The organism is Stenotrophomonas maltophilia (assembly GCF_013464485.1).
GTDB classification, from domain to species: domain Bacteria; phylum Pseudomonadota; class Gammaproteobacteria; order Xanthomonadales; family Xanthomonadaceae; genus Stenotrophomonas; species Stenotrophomonas maltophilia_AW.
On record NZ_RAUX01000019.1, the window covers coordinates 1 to 18,049 of the forward strand.

The 18,049-nt window shown below is 65.4% G+C and carries 20 protein-coding genes; 11 read left to right on the forward strand and 9 right to left on the reverse strand.

The annotated features are described in order from the left end of the window. Positions 1-130: 130 nt before the first annotated feature. Both D7Y61_RS09300 and D7Y61_RS09305 read right to left on the reverse strand, forming a co-directional pair. The gene (locus tag D7Y61_RS09300) at positions 131-2,560 is read right to left on the reverse strand and encodes a DUF3772 domain-containing protein (RefSeq protein WP_180866013.1); all 2,430 of its coding nucleotides are present in this window, start codon (positions 2,558-2,560) and stop codon (positions 131-133) included. A 360-nt stretch (positions 2,561-2,920) separates the two neighbouring features. Next, positions 2,921-3,169 carry a hypothetical protein gene (locus D7Y61_RS09305; RefSeq protein WP_006399378.1) on the reverse strand — a complete coding sequence of 83 codons (249 nt, stop codon included), beginning with the start codon at positions 3,167-3,169 and terminating at the stop codon, positions 2,921-2,923. A gap of 182 nt (positions 3,170-3,351) precedes the next feature. On the opposite strand from D7Y61_RS09305, the gene D7Y61_RS09310 reads away from it, so the two are divergent. From D7Y61_RS09310 to D7Y61_RS09320, 3 genes are all read left to right on the forward strand, one after another. Next, the gene (locus tag D7Y61_RS09310; protein WP_180866014.1) at positions 3,352-3,846 is read left to right on the forward strand and encodes a lipocalin family protein; all 495 of its coding nucleotides are present in this window, start codon (positions 3,352-3,354) and stop codon (positions 3,844-3,846) included. A 13-nt stretch (positions 3,847-3,859) separates the two neighbouring features. Next, positions 3,860-5,071 carry an NAD(P)/FAD-dependent oxidoreductase gene (locus D7Y61_RS09315; protein WP_180866015.1) on the forward strand — a complete coding sequence of 404 codons (1,212 nt, stop codon included), beginning with the start codon at positions 3,860-3,862 and terminating at the stop codon, positions 5,069-5,071. 164 nt (positions 5,072-5,235) lie between these two features. Continuing rightward, positions 5,236-5,718: a hypothetical protein gene (locus D7Y61_RS09320; protein ID WP_180866016.1), complete on the forward strand. Its 483-nt coding sequence runs from the start codon at positions 5,236-5,238 to the stop codon at positions 5,716-5,718. Between the two features lie 83 nt (positions 5,719-5,801). Here the strand turns inward: D7Y61_RS09320 and D7Y61_RS09325 are convergent, their stop codons facing one another. Further along, positions 5,802-6,236, reverse strand: a complete 435-nt coding sequence (locus D7Y61_RS09325) for a PepSY domain-containing protein (protein ID WP_180866017.1) — start codon at positions 6,234-6,236, stop codon at positions 5,802-5,804. Between the two features lie 143 nt (positions 6,237-6,379). Here D7Y61_RS09325 and D7Y61_RS09330 point away from each other — a divergent pair, with 143 nt between their 5' ends. The 3 genes from D7Y61_RS09330 to D7Y61_RS09340 are packed head-to-tail and all read left to right on the forward strand — an operon-like array spanning position 6,380 to position 8,647. After that, a complete protein-coding gene (locus tag D7Y61_RS09330; protein WP_180866018.1) occupies positions 6,380-6,670 on the forward strand; it encodes a PepSY domain-containing protein in 291 nt (96 codons plus the stop codon). A gap of 1 nt (position 6,671) precedes the next feature. Beyond that, positions 6,672-7,331: a response regulator transcription factor gene (locus D7Y61_RS09335; RefSeq protein WP_180866019.1), complete on the forward strand. Its 660-nt coding sequence runs from the start codon at positions 6,672-6,674 to the stop codon at positions 7,329-7,331. Beyond that, a complete protein-coding gene (locus D7Y61_RS09340) occupies positions 7,328-8,647 on the forward strand; it encodes an ATP-binding protein (protein WP_180866020.1) in 1,320 nt (439 codons plus the stop codon). Before D7Y61_RS09335 ends, D7Y61_RS09340 begins: the two co-directional genes overlap by 4 nt. Before the next feature lie 246 nt (positions 8,648-8,893). Here D7Y61_RS09340 and D7Y61_RS09345 read toward each other — a convergent pair whose 3' ends face one another. Both D7Y61_RS09345 and speA read right to left on the reverse strand, forming a co-directional pair. Further along, the gene (locus tag D7Y61_RS09345; RefSeq protein WP_180866021.1) at positions 8,894-9,211 is read right to left on the reverse strand and encodes a DUF6122 family protein; all 318 of its coding nucleotides are present in this window, start codon (positions 9,209-9,211) and stop codon (positions 8,894-8,896) included. A gap of 37 nt (positions 9,212-9,248) precedes the next feature. Further along, positions 9,249-11,138, reverse strand: coding sequence for an arginine decarboxylase (gene speA, locus D7Y61_RS09350; RefSeq protein ID WP_180866022.1), 1,890 nt, complete (start codon positions 11,136-11,138; stop codon positions 9,249-9,251). 199 nt (positions 11,139-11,337) lie between these two features. Between speA and speE the strand changes: the two genes are divergently transcribed. Next, positions 11,338-12,189: a polyamine aminopropyltransferase gene (gene speE, locus D7Y61_RS09355; protein WP_180866023.1), complete on the forward strand. Its 852-nt coding sequence runs from the start codon at positions 11,338-11,340 to the stop codon at positions 12,187-12,189. Positions 12,190-12,362: 173 nt separating this feature from the next. On the opposite strand, the gene D7Y61_RS09360 is transcribed toward speE, so the two are convergent. Next, complete coding sequence (locus D7Y61_RS09360) at positions 12,363-13,268, reverse strand: aspartyl/asparaginyl beta-hydroxylase domain-containing protein (protein ID WP_180866089.1); 906 nt, start codon at positions 13,266-13,268, stop codon at positions 12,363-12,365. Positions 13,269-13,703: 435 nt separating this feature from the next. On the opposite strand from D7Y61_RS09360, the gene D7Y61_RS09365 reads away from it, so the two are divergent. After that, positions 13,704-14,363 carry an RIO1 family regulatory kinase/ATPase gene (locus tag D7Y61_RS09365; RefSeq protein ID WP_180866024.1) on the forward strand — a complete coding sequence of 220 codons (660 nt, stop codon included), beginning with the start codon at positions 13,704-13,706 and terminating at the stop codon, positions 14,361-14,363. Positions 14,364-14,505: 142 nt separating this feature from the next. On the opposite strand, the gene D7Y61_RS09370 is transcribed toward D7Y61_RS09365, so the two are convergent. Continuing rightward, a complete protein-coding gene (locus tag D7Y61_RS09370) occupies positions 14,506-14,844 on the reverse strand; it encodes a P-II family nitrogen regulator (protein WP_005411374.1) in 339 nt (112 codons plus the stop codon). A 136-nt stretch (positions 14,845-14,980) separates the two neighbouring features. On the opposite strand from D7Y61_RS09370, the gene ubiK reads away from it, so the two are divergent. The 3 genes from ubiK (at position 14,981) to D7Y61_RS09385 (ending at position 16,420) form a co-directional block, all read left to right on the forward strand. After that, the gene (ubiK, locus tag D7Y61_RS09375; RefSeq protein ID WP_019661550.1) at positions 14,981-15,232 is read left to right on the forward strand and encodes a ubiquinone biosynthesis accessory factor UbiK; all 252 of its coding nucleotides are present in this window, start codon (positions 14,981-14,983) and stop codon (positions 15,230-15,232) included. Between the two features lie 124 nt (positions 15,233-15,356). Further along, positions 15,357-15,791 (forward strand): NAD(+)--rifampin ADP-ribosyltransferase, encoded by a 435-nt coding sequence (gene arr, locus D7Y61_RS09380; protein WP_180866025.1) that lies wholly within the window; start codon positions 15,357-15,359, stop codon positions 15,789-15,791. A gap of 185 nt (positions 15,792-15,976) precedes the next feature. Continuing rightward, on the forward strand, positions 15,977-16,420 hold the full coding sequence (locus D7Y61_RS09385) for a RidA family protein (protein ID WP_180866026.1): 444 nt from the start codon (positions 15,977-15,979) through the stop codon (positions 16,418-16,420). Between the two features lie 367 nt (positions 16,421-16,787). Here the strand turns inward: D7Y61_RS09385 and D7Y61_RS09390 are convergent, their stop codons facing one another. Further along, positions 16,788-17,222, reverse strand: coding sequence for a hypothetical protein (locus D7Y61_RS09390; RefSeq protein WP_180866027.1), 435 nt, complete (start codon positions 17,220-17,222; stop codon positions 16,788-16,790). Positions 17,223-17,455: 233 nt separating this feature from the next. After that, positions 17,456-17,791 carry a hypothetical protein gene (locus D7Y61_RS09395; RefSeq protein ID WP_180866028.1) on the reverse strand — a complete coding sequence of 112 codons (336 nt, stop codon included), beginning with the start codon at positions 17,789-17,791 and terminating at the stop codon, positions 17,456-17,458. Positions 17,792-18,049: the final 258 nt, after the last annotated feature.

The window sequence follows — 18,049 nt, forward strand, 5'->3', positions numbered from 1 at the left end:
AGCTTACATGGACGTACTTGCAGCGTCCCCCGCAACCGGACCCACCCCGCCAAACCACGGAATGCACGCTGTTGCTGTTGCCTTTGCTCCGGCTCGTAGCGGGTGCAGGGCGCAGCCCTGCAGAACACCCCTACTCCTGCGAATCGCGGGTGATGTGGATGTCGGTCGGGGTCGACAGCGGGATGTTCCGCTCCGCCAGGATCTGCAGCAGGCTGAAGTAGAGATCGCTGCGGGTGGCGTATACCTGCCGCGGGCTGGCCACGTACGCGAAGCTGTTGATGGTGATCTGCCCACCGGCGATGCTGTCGATGTAGACCGACGGCTCCGGCTGCTTCAGCACGTTGGTGTGCGCGGTGTACGCATCCAGCAATGCCTGCCGCAGGTTGCCGACGTCGGTGCTGGGCGGCACTGCGAACTGGATCTGGATGCGGCCCTGGTTGTTGCCCATCGTCATGTTGCGGATGGTCTTGGTGATCAGCTCCGAGTTCGGGACGATCAGCGTCGACCGGTCACCCACCTGGATCTCGGTCGAACGCACGTTGATGCGGCGGATGTCGCCTTCCTGGTCGCCCAGCTTCACCCAGTCGCCGATCTTCACCGGGCGCTCGGCCAGCAGGATCAGCCCGGAGACGAAGTTCTGGATGATCGCCTGCAGGCCGAAACCAATACCCACCGACAATGCGCTGACCAGCAGCGCCAGGTTCTTCAGGTTCAGGCCCATCGCGGTCAGTGCCCACAGGCCCACCAGAATGATGCCGACGTAGCCAGCGATGGTGCTGATCGAATTACGCGCGCCCAGATCCAGCTCGGTCTTGGGCAGATAAGTGTCGGTCAACCAGCGTTGCAGCAGCTGGGTCAGCCCCATGCCCACCAACAGCACCAGCACGCCAGTGACAATGCGGCCTGGCTGCAGCGTCAGATCCTTGTTGATCTCGATGCCGTTGGACAGCGAGGCAATACTTTCAACGATCGTGCCCACATTGCCGAACGGCGCGGCGAGAGCCAGCAGGGCAACCAGCACCACCAGAGTTCGCAGCATCGCCGACAGCAGCACGCCTGCCTGTTCCAGGCGGGACACGCTCATTCCGGTGCTGAGCAGGATGGTCTGGCCGACCTTGCTGTCAGCATTGAGCAGCCAGGTGCTGAAGTCATCGACGAACTTGAACAGCAGCATCGCGGCCATCACCACGATACTGCCGCCGATCAGCTGCTGGTTCACGAACTTGGCGAAGTTCACGTAGCCCAGCAGCGTCCCGATGATCGCGGCCACCACCGCGACGTTGCCCGCCACGCGAGCCAGTACCAGCCAGCTGCTGCGACGCACCGGCGTTGCCGCGCCCACGCCGTCGGCCTGCGCCTCCAGCTTGGCTTCGGCCTCGGCGGTCTGCCGGCGATGCAGGCGTGCCAGGGTCACCAGCATCGCCATGATCAGACCCAGGTAGGTCAGCGCGATCACTCCGTCCAGCGCCACGGTGGTCACATCGCTGGTGCGCGTGGCCTGATCGATGGCCACCAGCACCGTACTCAACCAAGCCAGCGCCGCGGCGCCCCACGCATACTTGCGCAGCTTGAGTGCGGCGGTGTCATCCAGATTCAGCAACCGCCACGACGGGCGATTGGGCACCAGCAGGCAGGCGCTGAGCGCGGCAATGAACGCAGCGGCGAAGGTCGCCTGCTCCACGCCGTCGGCCACATTCTGCAGGCGCGGGGCGATCGCATCGATGGCGTTGAGCGAGGCAATGAACACCACCACCGCATAGCCGGGCAGCAGCGTGCCCACCAGCAACAGCCACATGGCCAGCCCGGAACGGCGCAGGCGACCGTCCGGCGCGCGCTCGGAGGCTGCGAACTGCCGCCCCAGGCGGCGCAGCCACAGCCGCAGTGGGAACATCATCACCAGCGCGGCGATCAGGCCCAACAGCGGCGTGCCCCAGCCATTGGCCCGGATGCCAGCCACGAACGTATCGCGCCCCTGCTCGGCCAACGGCGCGACGCGTGCGATGTCGATCGGCAGGCGCTCGGCCACCTTGCTCCACAGCGCCGGTGACAGCGGCGAGGCGACCTTCTTGCCCATGTCCTCGGCGCGCTGCGCAGTGCGCTGCTGGTCGATGTCGGCTGCCAATTGCTGGGCACGCACGCCACTGGTCTTGGCCTGCGCCACCGAAGCAGCCAGTCCGTCGCGCTGCTTGTTGAGGCTGCGCCGTTGCGCCGCCAGTTCGGGCGGCTCGGTGGCGCCCTCGGCAGGCGTACCCAGCTGCGCCAGCTGTTCGTCGAGGCGCTCCAGCTGCGGCTGCAGCGACTTCTCCAGCGCTTCGGCGTCACGTCGCGCCTGCGAGGCGTTCTCGGACAACATGGGCAGTGTTTCGATGGCCGCAGCATCACCGCGCTTGCGGTCGATTTCCTTCAGCTTCGCATCGATATCCGCCAGCTGCTGCTTGGGCGTGAGGTCCCCATTCTGTGCCAGCACCGGTGCGGACAGCAGGAAGGCAGTGCACAGCAGCAGAGCCAGCCAAGGCCCCCGGGCACGGATCGATCGCAGGAAAGAAGACACGCCAGACACACCGTTTCGCGCGGACCACCGCGCCTGCGCGCGACTATACGGCACAGGCGGTAAAGCCCGGATGGTGGCGCGGAGGACTACACCCGCGTGGATGGGAGCTTCGAGGGGGTGATGCCGGCGGGGTGGTCACGACTGGGCGATGACGGCCTGGCGATTGCGGCGGGGTGATCGTGGCCGGGCGAATCGACTCGGTAGAGTCGACTGTTAGTCGACTATCGCGCGCAGCGCGGGCTTTGCACAGCTTCCAGCGAAGAGCAGTCGACCAACAGTCGACTCTACCCCGTCGGTTTACCCCGTCGATTCGCCCCGCCGATCTACCCAACCAACGTTTCCGCGCGCCCGCACGCTACACCGGCGAAATCAGTACTTCAGCCGCAGCTCTTCCACCGTGGGCTGCTGCAGCGCGTACCAGTCCTGGAACTCTTCCTCGGTAATCTCATCGGGCGCATATACCGCCACCGGGTGCCAGTCGTGGTCGGTGGGCAGCGGCTGGCGCGGGCCGGCACGCAGGCTGTAGGCCACGCCTTCGTAGTCGACCAGGTCATCGACCTGCGGCCACTGTTCGCGTGCGAACGCGGATTCACTCTTCAACAGGATCACCTGGTACATCGGCACCTCCACCTCGGTTGGATCAGGAAAACACGGCGCTGGCAGCAGGATACCGCCACGCCGGTGACAACAGGCACATCGCAGCAGCGACGGAACGTTCTGGACACGGCCATCGCCCCGGCTTCACCCGTCCATGGCAAGGCCATCGGCATCGTGGAGTCCCACCCCTGCCACGACCGCCGATGACCGACCACCCGCCGCTGAAGACCGTCACCGACCTCAAGCTGCCCCGCTATCTGGGCTCCTGGTACGAGATCGCACGCCTGCCGATGCGCCATGAACCGGAAGGCTGCACCGATGTGTCGGCGCACTACACCCTGCTCGACAACGGCAACGTCGGCGTCACCAATCGCTGCCGTATGGACGGCGAGGTCGAGGAAGCCATCGGCGAGGCCTGCGCCGCCGACAACGACAGCGCGCGCCTGGAGGTCAGTTTCCTGCCCAAGGGCCTGCGCTGGCTGCCGTTCGCCAAGGGCGACTACTGGGTGATCCAGATCGCCCCGGACTACAGCGTGTCGCTGGTCGGCAGCCCGGACCGCAGGTACCTGTGGCTGCTGGCCCGCGAACCGCAGCTGGACGCCACCGTGCAGGACCATTATCTGGCGGCCGCACGCCTGCAGGGCTTCGATCTGTCCGAACTGATCCACACCCCGCACACCGGCCACCCCACCGCCTGAGCGGCGCACAGCCATGGACCTGAAGAGTGGCTACCCATGGTGGGCGGTACGCAACGGTCTGCTGCGCGCCTTTCCCCCGCTGCAGCAGGACCTCCGCTGCGATGTGCTGGTGGTGGGCGGTGGCATCACCGGCGCACTGATCGCCGACGAACTGTCCGCCCACGGCCACGAGGTGGCGGTCATCGAGCAGCGCGACATCGGCTGGGGCAGCACCGCCGCCAGCACCGCACTGCTGCAGTACGAGATCGATACCCATCTGCTGGAGCTGGCCCAGCGCTATGGCCATGACCGCGCCGCACAGGCCTACCTCGCCTGCGCCGAAGCACTACCGGCGTTGGGTGAAGTGGCCCGCGGCCTGAAGGACGTGGACTTCCAGCGCATGGACAGCCTGTACCTGGCCAGCCGCCATCGCGACGTGCCACGCCTGATGGCCGAGGGGGACGCGCGGCGCAGCATCGGCCTGGACGCTCGCTGGCTGGGCCCGGAAGCGCTGCGGGAGCGTTTCGATGTGGACGCCGGTGGCGCCTTGCTGACGCGTCAGGCCGCGCGGGTCGATCCCTACCGGCTGACCTATGCGCTGCTGCAGCGCGTGCGCCGGCGCGGCGGCCATGTGCATGACCGCACAGTGCTGCATGCGCTCACGCCCGGCGCACGTGGCGTAGCCGCCGTTACCGAGGCCGGTGTCACGATCCGCGCCCGGCATGTCGTGCTGGCAATGGGCTATGCCAACCAGACATGGCTGCAGCAGCGCGTCGCCCGCAACCGCAGCAGCTACGCCCTCATCACCGACCCCATCGACGCGGAGGTACTGGGCCGCCTGCAGCGCACGATGGTGTGGGAAAGCGCCCGCCCCTACCTGTACCTGCGCGCCACCGGCGACCACCGGCTGCTGGTGGGTGGGCTGGACGACGCCATCGACATCCCGGCCCGCCGCGACCGGCGCGTGCAGCGCAAGGCCGACCAGCTGATGAAGCAGCTGCTGCATTGGTTCCCACGGCTGGAGCCGGTGCCGGCGTTCTCCTGGGGCGGCACCTTCGCCGAAACCGCCGATGGCCTGCCGTTCTTCGGCCCGCATGCGCAGTGGGGACCACGGGTCCACTTCGCCATGGCCTATGGCGGCAACGGCATCACCTACTCGATGATCGGCGCACAGCTGCTGCGGGCCCGGATCGAGCGACGCAGGCATCCGCTGGCGGGGCTGTTCGGGTTCGGGCGGTTGCCGTAGGGCCCGGCTCTTGCAGAGTCGAGCCATGCTCGACTGCTGTTGGCAGATGCAGTCGAACAGGCTCGACTCCACGGGGCGCCGACAGGCATCATTCAAGCAACCCCTGCTAGCGTCGGCCTGTACCGCCGCGTGTTGCGTGGCCACCTGTCCGCTGGAGCGCCGTCATGATCCGCCCCCTGACCCTGCTGCTGTGCCTGGCCCTGCCGGGAACCGTGCTGGCCCAGTCTGCCGCCGGCGCCACCGCGCCGCAGGCAGCCGGCCTGGACCTGACGCTGCCGCAGGCGCCGATGCGCTACCTCAACGACCCGGCCCTGCAGCAGGACCCACCGGGTACGTATTACGGCGACAAGAGCGGCCCGCGCGTGCACGACGACGCCAGGATCGCCGACGTCACCGACGACAAGGTCAAGGTGTCCGGCAGCTTCACCACCGGCATCGGTTATTCCAAGAACGGCGGCAACAGCCACTACAACGCCGCCACGCTGAACCTCAGCAAGAACTACACCACCGATGAGGGCAAGACCCACGGGGTCAACGTCAACATCCACGTGAGCGAGGGCAAGGGCCCGGGCTTCTTCGGCCCGTACGGCGGCTACTACGGCCGTGGCCCGGGCTACTGGGATTACCCGCCGCCGTACGGCTGGTAAGCCAGCTCCTGTAGAGCCGAGCCCATGCTCGGCTACGGTTGGCCGCAAAGCCGAGCATGGGCTCGGCTCTACATGGGCCAACGTCAATCCAGCCAGCCATCGCGCTCGCTGTGCAGGATGCGGCCGTCGTAACCGCTCAGGCGCACCTCCACCTTCTGGTTGCGGGCATTGCGCGCTTCCAGCGACCAGGTCGCACCATCACGTTCCAGCGAGTGGATCTCGCGCAGGCCATGCGCCTGTGCCCGTGCCAGCACTTGTTCCGTGCTCAGCAGCGCGCGGCCGTTGTGCTCGTCGAAGATCTCGCCGGTCTTCGGGTCCACGTAGACCTCGCTGAAGCGGCCATCGGCGCGGCTCACGTCCGCTTCCCACAGGCTGTCATCACGTTCAATCTCGTGGATCTGGGTGTAGCCGGCCTTGCGCAGGGCCTGTTCAACCTGGGCCATGCCCAGCGGTGCAGCCTGTGCGGCCGGGGCAAGCACCAGCGCGGCAACGGTGGCGAGGGTAAGCGACTTCAGCATGGGGGTTCTCCTGTTCGTGGCCGGACCATCCCGGCACCGCCACGATGCCTGTCGTGGTTAACAGCGCCCTAGCCGCCGCTGTTAGCCGGCTGTTAGTCGCTCCCGGCACACTCCGCCCGTTCCCCTCCCTTTACGCGCCCGCGATGTTCTCCACCCTGCCCCTGCTGCTTGCCCTGGCCAGCCCCCCGGCCACCGCCACGCCCGTTCAGGACCCGGCGCAGGAGGTTGCACGCCGTGCCGTGCAGCAGGGCCGCTACGTGCCGCTGGAAAGCGTGGTGCGCGACGCGCTGAAGCGCTTCCCGGGCCAGCTGCTGGAAGTAGAGCTGGACGATGGCGTCTACGAAGTGGAGATCCTGCGCGGCGACGGCGTGGTGGTCGAGCTGGACTATGATGCGCGCAACGGAAAGCTGTTGAAGACGGAGCTGGACGACTGATATGCGCATCCTGTTGGCCGAAGACGACGCCGCGCTGGCGGAGCGCCTGGTGCCGCTGCTGGAGCAGGCGGGCTATGTGGTGCACGTGGTCGCCGACGGGCGCCAGGCCGAGGAGATCGGCCAGATCGAAGAGCTGCAGGCGGCCATCGTCGACCTCGGCCTGCCCGGGCTGGACGGGCTGAGCGTGATCGAGCGCTGGCGCAGCAACGGTCGCAGCTTCCCGGTGCTGGTGCTGACCGCACGCGGGCGCTGGCACGACAAGCTGGCCGGATTCGATGCCGGCGCCGACGACTACCTCACCAAGCCCTTCCAGGCCGACGAACTGGTGCTGCGCCTGCGCGCCCTGATCCGCCGCAGCCATGGCCACGCCAGCCCGCGCCTGCACTGCGGTCCACTGCAGCTGGACGTCAACGCCGGCCGCTTCGAGCTGGACGGTCAGGTGCTGCCGTTGAGCCCGCAGGAGTTCCGTGTGCTGAGCTACTTCATCCACCACGCTGGCAGCGTGATCAGCCGCGACCGCCTTGGCGAGCAGATCTTTGAAAGCGGCTACGATCCGGATTCAAACGCGCTGGACGTGCTGCTCGGGCGGGTGCGCCGCAAGCTGGGCGTTGACCTCATCCACACCGTGCGTGGCCAGGGTTGGCGGCTGGCCGAGGCATGAGCGCGCGCCAGCCCTCACTGCGCCGCCGGCTGCTGCTGGTGGCCGGCATTGGCCTGGTGCTGGTGTCGGTTCTGGCCAGCGTGCTGCTGGGCGAGCTGTTCAAGCGCAGCGCGCGCGACCGCCTGGATGGCGAGCTGCAGCAGGACATGCTGACCCTGCTGGCACAGGCCGAGATCGATCCGGACGGGCAGCTGCGCCTGCGCCAGGAGCCGAACGATGCACGCTTCCAGCGGGTGTTTTCCGGCGCGTACTGGCAGATCGCCGACCGCCACGGCAAGGTGCTGCTGCAGTCGCGCTCGCTGTGGGACCAGACCCTGGCCACCGGCCCGGATGGCGCGGCAGAACGCAACCTGCCCGGGCCGATGCAGCAGTCGCTGCGCGCCCGCGTGCAGCAGATGCGCCTGCCCCGGGCCAGCGAGCCATTCATTGCCGTGGTTGCCCACGACCGCAGTGCACTGGATGCCGATGTCGCTGCGTTCCGTCGCCGCAGTGCGCTGGCGCTGGGCATTCTGGTCGCGGCCTGGCTGGCGGTACTGGCCAGCCAGGTGCACTTTGGCCTGCGCCCGTTGCGTGGGCTCGGGCAGCAGCTGGAACGCATCCGCCGTGGCGAAGCCGAGCGCATCGACCGGCAACGACTGGACCGGGAAATCGCCCCCCTGGCCGATGAGCTCGATGCCCTGCTCGACCATCACCAGCGCATGGTGGCGCGTGCACGCAGCAGCGCCGAAGACCTGGCCCATGCCCTGAAGACGCCGCTGAGCGTGCTGGCCGCCGAAGCACAGGGGGAAGGCCGCGACTGGCGGCGCACCCTGCACGAACAGGGCGCACGCATGCGCGCCAGCATCGACCGTTACCTGGCCGCCGGGCTGGCCGTGGACCATCGCCAGCGCAGCGAAGTAGCCCCTGCCGCCGAAGCACTGTGCCGGCTGATGACCCGCGTGCACGCCCGCCGCAACGTCCGCTTCCAGATGGACGTTGCCCCCGGTCTGGCCTTTGCCGGCGCCAGCACCGACCTGGAAGAAATGCTCGGCAACCTGCTGGACAACGCCGGCAAGTGGGCGCACAGCGAAGTACGCCTGCGCGCCCTGGCCCAGAACGAGCGGCTGCACATCGAAGTACGCGACGATGGCCCCGGGCTGGACAAGGGCAAGCTGGAAAGCGTCCTGCAGCGCGGCGTGCGCCTGGACGAACGGGTGGAAGGCAGTGGACTGGGACTGGCGATCGCCGCGGATATCGCGGCCAGCCATGGTGGCTCGTTGCGCCTGTCCAACGAAAACCCCGGATTGCGCGCGCGGCTGGAGCTGCCGCTGGCGTGAGCCGGAACGCAGGCGGAACGGCGAACGGCGAACGGCGAACGGCGAACGGCGAACGGCGAACGGCGAACGGCGAACGGCGAACGGCGAACGGCGAACGGCGAACGGCGAACGGCGAACGGCGAACGGTAGAGTCGACTGTTAGTCGACTCCCGCGCAAGGCGCGGGGAACGGAGAGCAAAGGCAGTCGACTAACAGTCGACTCTACCCCTCGACCGGCATTAACCCTCGACCGGCATTACCCGTCGATCAGTGATGCATCCACCAGCAATCAATCGCGTCCAGCACGATGTGGATGATCAACCCGATGCCCACCAGCCGCGTCTTCTTCGGCACGCACAGACCGGCATACACCGCGATGGCCGGTGCGGTATGCAGTGGGTGGAAACCGATGCTGCAGCGGTTCGGCGCGTAGATCGGGTCGGCCAGCAGATGATCCAGGTCGATGATCCAGCCCAGCAGCATCAGCAACCACGCCGAGGCGAAACGCTTGCGCCAGAACAGCCATGCCAGCAGGGCTGGCACGGCGGCATGCAGGAACAGGTGGAAGATCGCGCGTGCGCTCATCGGAAACGGGGGCGCCGGGCWGGCCCGGCGCCGTCCATCAGACCAGCGGTTCGTCGGACAGGTAGGTGTAGCCGGTCAGGCCGGCTTCCAGCGCTTCGGACAGTTCCTGCGCGCGCTCCGGCGACAGCTGGGCCTCGGCCACGCGCTGCGCGTAGGTCGCGCGCAGCTCATCCAGGCGGTAGCCCACGTAGTCCAGCATCACGTCGGTGGTGTCGCCACGGCGCTGCTGGGTGATGGCGTAGCCATCGGCGTCCGCCAGCACTTCCACCGCATCGGTATCGCCGAACAGGTTGTGGATGTCGCCCAGAATTTCCTGGTAGGCGCCCACCATGAAGAACCCGATGCGGTAGCTCTCGCCCGGCTTCATCTGGTGCAGCGGCAGCGAGCTGTCCAGGCTCTCGTTCTCGACATAGGTTTCCACCATGCCGTCCGAGTCGCAGGTCATGTCGGCGATGATGCCGCGACGGTCCGGGGTTTCGTCCAGGCGCTCGATCGGCACGATCGGGAACACCTGGTCGATCGCCCACACGTCCGGGATCGATTCGAACACGCTGAAGTTGACGAAGTACTTGTCGACCAGACGCTCGTTCAGTTCGTCCAGCACCGGGCGGTGGCTCTTCTCGTCGTAGCTCAGGCGCGCACGCACGCCGTGGGCGATGGCGTAGAACAGATCGTCGATGCGCGCACGCTGCGGCAGGTCGATCTGGCCCAGCGCGTAGCTGGCCAGGCCTTCGGCATGGAAATGCTGCGCTTCCTGGAACAGTTCCACGGCCGGGCGCACATCCAGTTCGTCGTGGATCTCGCGCAGGTGGCGGATCGCCGCCGGCTCGTCGTCGTGCTGGTCCGGCACGCGGCCTTCCTGCGCCTCTTCCACTTCCGACACGTTGGCGATCAGCACCGCGTGGTGCGCGGTCATCGCGCGGCCGCACTCGGTCACGATACGCGGCGGGGTCAGGCCGAACTCTTCGCAGGCGTTGGCCAGCGGCTGCACGATGTTGCTGGCGTAGGAATGCAGGCCGTAGTTGATCGAGCAGAAGCTGCGCGAACGGGTGCCTTCGTAATCCACGCCCAAGCCACCGCCCACGTCCACGTGGGTGATCTTCGCGCCCAGGCGCGACAGCTCCACGAAGTAGCGGGTGGCTTCGCGCATGCCGTTGGCGATGTCGCGCACGTTGGAGATCTGCGAGCCCATGTGGAAGTGCAGCAGGTTCAGGCAGTCGGCGTACTCGGTGTCACGCAGCGACTTCCACAGGTCCAGCAGCTGGCGCGGCGACAGGCCGAACTTGGCCTTGTCGCCACCGCTGTTCTGCCACTTGCCGGCGCCCAGCGAGGCCAGGCGCATGCGCACGCCCAGGCCCGGCTTCACGTCCAGCGCCTTGGACTCTTCCAGCACCAGCTTCAGCTCGGACGGCTTTTCGATGACGATGAAGGTCTGCAGGCCCAGCTTGCGGCCGATCAGGGCCAGGCGGATGTACTCGCGGTCCTTGTAGCCGTTGCAGACGATCAGGCCACCCGGGCGCGACAGCGCCAGCACGGCCATCAGCTCGGGCTTGCTGCCCGCTTCCAGGCCGAAGCCCTCGCCGTGGTGGCTGGCCAGGGTGCCGGCCACGCCACGGGTCTGGTTCACCTTGATCGGGTACACGGCGGTGTAGCCGCCGCTGTACTCCCAGTCCTGCTGGGCCTGGGCGAAGGCCGCCTGCAGCTTGCCCAGGCGCTGGCCGAGGATGTCCGGGAAGCGCACCAGCAGCGGCAGCTTGGCACCGGCCGCGCGCGCAGCGTCCACCACCTTGGGCAGCGACACCACCGGGCCGTCCGCCCCGGTCGGTCTCACCACCATGTGCCCGGCCTGATCCACGTCGAAGTAACTGTCCGCCCAATGCGGGATCGAGTAGGTCTTGCGGGCTTGGTCGAGGGACCAATCGGTCATTTCAGTCGGCCTTGTTGGCAATAAAAGGGGGGGCATGATAACGCCTATATGCCCACAGGTTCGTTATCATGCGCGCCCGCGCCCGTGACCCCGGCTCCTGCCGGACCTGAACAGGCCGATCCGTCCGGATGTGGCTTGCGCCACGCGGCCCTGCGCCGCCAGCCCGGCTTCATTTCCCTCCGAACAGGACCGTAATTCCATGACTGACAGCAGCAACTGGTACATCGAGCATTTCGAGCGCACCGGCTCGGCCATCGGCTACCGCATCACCGGCAAGCTGGACGAGGTGCAGTCGCCGTTCCAGAAGATCGAGATCTTCCAGACCACCGACTGGGGCAACCTGATGACCATCGACGGGGCCATCATGCTGACCAGCAAGGACAACTTCTTCTACCACGAGATGATCAGCCACCCGGTGCTGTTCACCCACGCCGCGCCCAAGCGCGTAGTGATCATCGGCGGCGGCGACTGCGGCACCCTGCGCGAAGTGCTCAAGCACACCGGCGTGGAGAGCGTGACCCAGTGCGACATCGACGAGCAGGTCACCGTGATGGCGCGCAAGCACTTCCCGGAACTGTGCGACTCCAACGATGACGCCCGCGCCGAGCTGCTGTTCGACGACGGCGTGGCCTACATGGCCAACTGCCCGGCCGGCAGCGTGGACGTGGTGATCGTCGACTCGACCGACCCGGTCGGCCCGGGTGAAGGCCTGTTCAACAAGGCCTTCTACGAGAGCTGCTTCAAGGCCCTGAAGGACGACGGCATCCTGGTGCAGCAGTCCGAGTCGCCGCTGATGCAGCTGGAGCTGATCAACGAAATGCGCACCGAGATGGGCAAGGCCGGCTTCGGCTCGTTCAAGACCCTGCCGTTCCCGCAGCCGTGCTACCCCACCGGCTGGTGGAGCGTGACCATGGCGCGCAAGGGCGACAGCAGCTTCGACTTCCGCCAGGCCGACTCGGCCGCCAAGTCCTTCAACACCCTGTACTACACCGCCGCGCTGCACACCGGCGTGCTGGTGACCCCGCCCTTCGTGCAGGCGGCATTGAAGTAAGGCGTGCCGACCAACGGTCGGCACCCACCCAATGAAAAACCCGCGCTGGCAGCAGCGCGGGTTTTTTGCTTTCTGTAGAGCCGAGCCCATGCTCGGCTGCATTTCGCGCAGAAGCAGCCGAGCATGGGCTCGGCTCTACAACATCCCCCGCGCGCGACCCGGCCGTGGTTCGCTCAAAGCGCCCAGATTCCGGCAATCACCGCCACCACCAGGCCCCACTTGATCAGCTGGTAGGCCACCACGCTGCGCTCGCGCAGTGCCTTGGCCTTCAGGCGCACCTTGTAGACACTGCCGAACGCCTTGTTGACGCCACCGGTCGGGTCACCCGGCAGGTTCGGCGAGGCACCGCCGGCCAGCAGCGTGGCTGCCACCGCACGATTGAACAGGCCCGGCAGGCCGAAGCGCAGCGGGCGCGCGATATCGCAGAACAGGATCACGCGGTCATCCGGCGTCTCGTTGTGCGCGTGGTGGATGTAGGTCTCATCGAACATCATCCACTCACCATCGCGCCAGCTCTTCTTGATGCCGTCCACTTCGATGTAGCAGCCGTCGTTGTTCGGCGTGGCCAGGCCCAGGTGCAGGCGCAGCGAACCGGCGAACGGGTCGCGGTGCGGGCGCAGTTCACTGCCCGAGGGCAGCTGCGCGAACATCGCCGCACGCACGTCCGGCAGCGACTCCAGCAACGCCGTGGTCTTCGGGCACATCGCCTTCGCCGACGGGTGCGACGGGCCGTACCACTTCAGGTAGAAGCGCTTCCAGCCACGGCGGAAGAACGAATTGAAGCCGGCATCGTTGAACGTGCTGGAGGCGGCGATCTTCTGTGCATCGCGCAGCGCCAGCGCCTCGTCGCGGATCATCTGCCAGTTCTGGCGCAGCGGCTCCAGCTGCGGGAACTCCTTGGCCGGGTCCAGGAAGGGCGTGGTCGGCACCTTCGAGAACATGTACATGACCACGTTGATCGGGGCCATGAAACTGGAATGGTCCAGCAGCTGGCGCGACCAGCGCGCGCGCACCTTGCCACGGAAGTGGATGTACAGCACGCAGGCCACGAACAGCGCTGCAAGTACGATTTTGATGATCAAAACACTTTCCTCCAGCCGTGGCCGGAACGGGAAACAGGGCGATGCACGGCCTGACGGCCAGCACCAATGGGGAACGCGGCAGAGGACGGGGACGTGCCGATGGGAGCGGCCGCCGATGTCGCGGATTAACAGCTTATGGTCGGCAGGCCGTGCGCCGGGGTCAAGTTGCCCGTGCGCCGCGTTCAGCCGGTTGTGAACGAGGCGCAGGGCTGAGCGCGCAACCTGTTGATGCTAAAGGCCAACCGGAGCAAGTGAGACAGAATTGTCCGATCGGGCGTGACGAACTGTTCCAGCCACGACCCCGACATTTCTCCGACAAATCGTGGAATAGCGAACTGGCGAGTACTAAAATTAACGAAAACTTAGTAACTCCCTGTAACACCGGTTCGCTTGACGCTTTGCGCCACCCACCGGGTCGACCGAGACCCCGACATGCATCTCCCTGCCCTGCCCCCCTCCTCCTGCGGTGAAGACGCCGCCACCCCGCTGCTGCTCAAGCGCGGCGAACGCTTCCTGGCCCCCGACGTCTACCGCACCTGCCTGGATGGACGCGAAGCGGTCGTCAAGGACTACTCCCGCTACCGCGGCACCCCGGTTTCGCTGATCGCCCGGCTGATGGTGCGTCGCGAAGCGCGCATGCTGCAGCGCCTGGGCGGCTGGAGGCACGCCCCGGCCCTGCTCGGCACCCTCGGTGGCCTGGCGCTGGGCATGGAATTCATTCCCGGCCAGACCCTCAGCACGGCCCAGGTTGTGGGCAATGAAGTATTCGAGCAGCTGCAGCACGCGCTCAGCCGCCTGCACGCCGCCGGCATCACCCACAACGACCTGCACGGCACCAACGTAGTGGTCAGCGGCGGTGTACCGGTACTGCTGGACTTCACCTCCGCCTGGCGCGCCCCGCGCTGGCTGCGCCGCAACCCGCTCAGCCGGCAGATGCGCCGCAGCGACATGAAGAACCTGCTGAAGATCCGCCAGCGCATGACCGGCCAGGCCCCGAGCGCCGCACAGGCCGCACTGGTGGCCGACCCGGGTTGGGTGGCGGCCGTGCGGCAGGGCTGGAAGCGGTTCTACAAGTGGGCGAAGCGCCGGTAGCCGCCTTGCTTTGGTAGGGGTCGAGCTTGCTCGACCGCTTTACCGCTCTTTGTAGAGCCGAGCCCACGCTCGGCTGCTGTTCCTGCATCGCGCGAAATGCAGCCGAGCATAGGCTCGGCTCTACAACATCCCGCCGAACGGCTTACAACGCGTCCGCGTCCAACTCACCGGTACGAATACGCACCACACTGCCCAGGTCGTACACGAACACCTTGCCGTCACCAATCTTGCCGGTGCCAGCGGCCTTCACGATCGCCTCGACCACGGCCTCGACCTGGTCATCGGTCACCGCCACTTCCAGCTTCACCTTCGGTAGGAAATCGACCACATACTCCGCGCCACGGTACAACTCGGTATGGCCCTTCTGGCGACCAAAGCCTTTAACTTCCGTCACCGTGATGCCGGTAACCCCACGCTCGGCCAGCGCTTCGCGCACGTCGTCGAGCTTGAACGGCTTGATCACCGCCATGACCATCTTCATCGTCTATCTCCTGTCTTCCGGCGTGGAGGATAGCGCCTGAACGCACCCGGTGCGAAACAGCCCACGCCTGTGCGGGCGACCGGCCCAGCAGTATCCTTGTGGCCTGCACGGCCCGCCCGCACCACGGAGTACCCCCATGATCGACCTGAACCAACTGGATGACCTCGCCCGTCGCCTCAGCGACCTGGTGCCGCCGGGCCTGCGCGAATCGCGCGAGGAACTGCAGGCCACCTTCAAGAGCGCGCTGCAGGCCGGCCTGGCCAAGCTCGACCTGGTCACCCGCGAGGAGTTCGAAGTGCAGCGCGCCGTGCTGCTGAAGACCCGCGAGAAGCTGGATGCGCTGGAAACCGCCGTGCGCGAACTGGAAGGGCGCGGCGCCGCAGAATGAAAGAGGAGGCGCACCGCGCCTCCCACTACAGAGTATTTCCCGGATGGGACCTTGCAGCAAGGCCCACCGGGCGCCCTAGACTCGCCGGCCTGTCGATCCGGCAGGACACGCAGGGGCAGTGCCGATGGCGCAGGACACCGAATGGACACCCGTTTCGCATGACACCTGCGACCAGGTCGCCGGGCCGTTCTACCACGGCACCCGCGCTGATCTGGCGGCGGGCGAGTTGCTGAGTGCGGGCTTCCGCTCCAACTATCGCGACAGTGTGGTGATGAACCACATCTACTTCACCACGATTGCCAAGGGCGCCGGGTTGGCTGCGGAGATGGCCAAGGGTGAAGGGCGACCGCGCGTGTATGTAGTGGCGCCGACCGGTCCGTTCGAGGACGATCCTAACGTGACCAACAAGAAGTTTCCCGGGAACCCGACGCGCTCGTATCGGAGTGCGCAGCCGTTGCGGATTGTGGGGGAGATTGTGGAGTGGGAGCTGTATGACGCGGAGTTCGTTCGGCAGTTGAGGGCGTTTGTCGCGTCGGGCAGTGGGGAGATCATCAATTGAGGGAAGGAGAGACCCGTGTTTTGGCTGACGGAAGATCAATGCAGCAGGTCGTCGAACGATGTCCGCTTCCGGCCAGAAGCGGACACCCTCCGCCTGAGCAGACGCTCTCGTATCACCCTTTCGGGGCAGGTAGGCAACCTCGCCTACCGGCAAACTGGTGCCTTCTACACAGGAAGGACAACGAAATGAGCGCCTCCAACCGCAAGACGGCCAGCTTTGGCGTGCCGTGGGAATCGGCTTATGGATACGTGCAGGCCGTTCGCGTGAACAATTCGATCTTCGTCTCGGGCCAGCTCTCGCACACGCCGGAGGGTCAGCTGGTAGCTCCGGCTGCTCTGGGGGCTGATGGGAAGCCTGCCAACTTCGACACCATGGAGGCGCAGATGAAGCGCACCTATGCGAACGCCCAGGTGTTGTTGGCCGAGCTGGGTGCATCGCTGGCGGATGTGGTGGAAGAAACCCTTTTCGTAATCGATGTACCGGCCGCGTTTGCCGCTAGCGGCAAGGTCAGGCCAGCCGTCTACGGTCAGGCTGTCCCCCAGGTGGCCAGCAACCTCATCGGAGTGTCCGCGCTCGCCTTCCCTGAACAGCTGATCGAGATTGCCTTCCGCGCTGAAGTGAGTTCGTAACACTCCCCCAGAGGAGAAGTGGCGCTGTCATGGAAAGCCCGTATGCGCCAAGCTGCGGGCTTTTCTTACGTTCCCATGTCTGCTTGGCAGTTCACATAGCCAATTGGACTGGTCACGTGCGCGAAGAGAAAGGCGCCAATGAGCCTAATGCATTGGCAGCTACCGATACCTCGGTTCCTAGCCCGCAAGGACTGCCACGCTAAAGACCAGGGCTGCTCGGCTCGAGAGCGACGTCGGCTTCCGGCCAGAAGCGGACGCTCACCACAGGCGCGAGTTCACAAGCCGAATCTTCGCGCCGGAAGCCAGGCACGAAAATCGAGTGGCACCGCACTTTCATCGCGTGCCGCACCGAAGCCAACTAGCGCCATCACTCTTCGATCTCTATCCTCAAAACGAAGTCTAGATACTGAGGATGCCCATTTCTCAATGGACACTTAAGCTCATCGTACGCGTAGTGGATTTGAACTTGCCGTCCGATGGCGTATGCAGAAATGGAATTTGGATCATCCGTCAAGATTGCTTCCGACCTTGAACTCCCATCATTTAGGGTGAACTCGAATTCGTTTGGGTGCTCGAGGCGCTCCTGCCCCGCAACGTACAGGCTCGTGATTACACCCGTGACGCACTCACCCTCAATGACTCCGGACTCGATATTGGACCACCACTCCTCGCTACCAAATAGACCCTTATTGCCCTTTAATCCAAGCAATGGCTTCGCGTCGTTCAACGTCAGGGATTGTGCATCTCGAATCCTGGACAGATCTTTCTCAAGATCATTGCGCAAGCTGTAGACGACCTTCATCCATCGCTCCTGACGGTGTGAGCCCGTGGTATCGGGAGATCGTACTTGACGACGCTTGCGTTGAAAATATAGAGCGTAGTCCCCGTTCCAAGCACAGCTTTCACAGCCTGTCCTTGCATGAAATTTATCTCGCCTTCCTTGATTGGCAAATCATTGGTGCGCGAGAGCCGGATCTCTATCGGGCAATCGCCACCGAGCATCGTTGCGCTGGCAATGACTGAGGATCACTTAGATCAACCCGACGCTAGCAAGTATGTTCGAGCTCCAATAAACCCCACGTCTTCGCCCGTTAGATAAAGTGCACCGGTCACGCCATCAGGTAGCGCCTGCACTCGCCGCCTGTTTGCATCTATTGCATCCACACCAATAGAGATGTCACGGAGGGTTTCTGGAGATGTGCGCCGGCGTCCCAGTTGGATGTCTTCCAGTGTCCTCGGAATTTCATACATCGAGACAAACTTGTCTCCGACGCATAGCGGGCCGCCCGTGACAACAAAACCTACGTACACCGACTGCCCAGTGCGATCTTTGGCGATCGTCTCAACAAAGAACTCGAGGGTCGAACTCATGACTGGCCTCTAGCTATTGGGATGCGTAGGACTTCTGCGATTCGTTCCAGCGTAAATTCCTGTTGCTGCGTTCGAAAAGTGCTATCAGCGCCACCCGGCATCTCATCCCGTGAAGAGCAATCGTGTTGTTCAGCGAATCAAACTAGCATAATCAATGGAGCGTGCAGGATGCATCTGTAAGATCCTCAAGCCCCACCTGAGCCGAAGTCATCACCTGAAATGGTTCTTCGTGCTCCACGTAGGTGTGTAGAGTCGAAC

Bases quoted from the DNA above. Each gene is read 5' to 3' on its own strand.
- D7Y61_RS09305 (WP_006399378.1), bottom strand. From the start codon at position 3,169: ATGTACCAGGTGATCCTGTTGAAGAGTGAATCCGCGTTCGCACGCGAA.
- D7Y61_RS09310 (WP_180866014.1), top strand. From the start codon at position 3,352: ATGACCGACCACCCGCCGCTGAAGACCGTCACCGACCTCAAGCTGCCC.
- D7Y61_RS09315 (WP_180866015.1), top strand. From the start codon at position 3,860: ATGGACCTGAAGAGTGGCTACCCATGGTGGGCGGTACGCAACGGTCTG.
- D7Y61_RS09320 (WP_180866016.1), top strand. From the start codon at position 5,236: ATGATCCGCCCCCTGACCCTGCTGCTGTGCCTGGCCCTGCCGGGAACC.
- D7Y61_RS09325 (WP_180866017.1), bottom strand. From the start codon at position 6,236: ATGCTGAAGTCGCTTACCCTCGCCACCGTTGCCGCGCTGGTGCTTGCC.
- D7Y61_RS09330 (WP_180866018.1), top strand. From the start codon at position 6,380: ATGTTCTCCACCCTGCCCCTGCTGCTTGCCCTGGCCAGCCCCCCGGCC.
- D7Y61_RS09335 (WP_180866019.1), top strand. From the start codon at position 6,672: ATGCGCATCCTGTTGGCCGAAGACGACGCCGCGCTGGCGGAGCGCCTG.
- D7Y61_RS09340 (WP_180866020.1), top strand. From the start codon at position 7,328: ATGAGCGCGCGCCAGCCCTCACTGCGCCGCCGGCTGCTGCTGGTGGCC.
- D7Y61_RS09345 (WP_180866021.1), bottom strand. From the start codon at position 9,211: ATGAGCGCACGCGCGATCTTCCACCTGTTCCTGCATGCCGCCGTGCCA.
- speA (WP_180866022.1), bottom strand. From the start codon at position 11,138: ATGACCGATTGGTCCCTCGACCAAGCCCGCAAGACCTACTCGATCCCG.
- speE (WP_180866023.1), top strand. From the start codon at position 11,338: ATGACTGACAGCAGCAACTGGTACATCGAGCATTTCGAGCGCACCGGC.
- D7Y61_RS09365 (WP_180866024.1), top strand. From the start codon at position 13,704: ATGCATCTCCCTGCCCTGCCCCCCTCCTCCTGCGGTGAAGACGCCGCC.
- D7Y61_RS09370 (WP_005411374.1), bottom strand. From the start codon at position 14,844: ATGAAGATGGTCATGGCGGTGATCAAGCCGTTCAAGCTCGACGACGTG.
- ubiK (WP_019661550.1), top strand. From the start codon at position 14,981: ATGATCGACCTGAACCAACTGGATGACCTCGCCCGTCGCCTCAGCGAC.
- arr (WP_180866025.1), top strand. From the start codon at position 15,357: ATGGCGCAGGACACCGAATGGACACCCGTTTCGCATGACACCTGCGAC.
- D7Y61_RS09385 (WP_180866026.1), top strand. From the start codon at position 15,977: ATGAGCGCCTCCAACCGCAAGACGGCCAGCTTTGGCGTGCCGTGGGAA.
- D7Y61_RS09390 (WP_180866027.1), bottom strand. From the start codon at position 17,222: ATGAAGGTCGTCTACAGCTTGCGCAATGATCTTGAGAAAGATCTGTCC.
- D7Y61_RS09395 (WP_180866028.1), bottom strand. From the start codon at position 17,791: ATGAGTTCGACCCTCGAGTTCTTTGTTGAGACGATCGCCAAAGATCGC.